This window comes from Pseudomonas sp. SIMBA_068, from assembly GCF_046534705.1.
Classification (GTDB): domain Bacteria; phylum Pseudomonadota; class Gammaproteobacteria; order Pseudomonadales; family Pseudomonadaceae; genus Aquipseudomonas; species Aquipseudomonas putida.
This window is the reverse complement of sequence record NZ_JAWRYI010000731.1, coordinates 1-264: the sequence shown is the minus strand read 5'-3', so window position 1 is coordinate 264 and position 264 is coordinate 1. Positions and strand designations below refer to the sequence as shown.

The following is a 264-nucleotide window of genomic DNA, read 5'->3' as shown; positions in this document are numbered from 1 at the left end:
ACTGGGTCTGGTCATGCTGGCGCTCATCTGCTCCTTCCCGCTGCTTTCACCTTTCCTCGGCCCAGGCGCAGTTATCGCACAGGTTATCGGCGTATTGATTGGCGTGCAGATTGGTCTCGGCAATATTCCGCCGCATCTGGCTTTACCGGCACTGTTTGCCATCAACGCGCAGGCGGCCTGCGACTTCATCCCGGTCGGTTTGTCGCTGGCGGAAGCCCGTCAGGACACGGTTCGCGTCGGTGTCCCTTCTGTACTGGTGAGCCG

The 264-nt window shown here is 60.6% G+C and carries 1 pseudogene; it reads left to right on the top strand.

The features are described 5' to 3' along the window. Positions 1-264 (top strand): annotated as a pseudogene (srlE, locus tag SB756_RS31190) (PTS glucitol/sorbitol transporter subunit IIB); the annotation flags it as partial.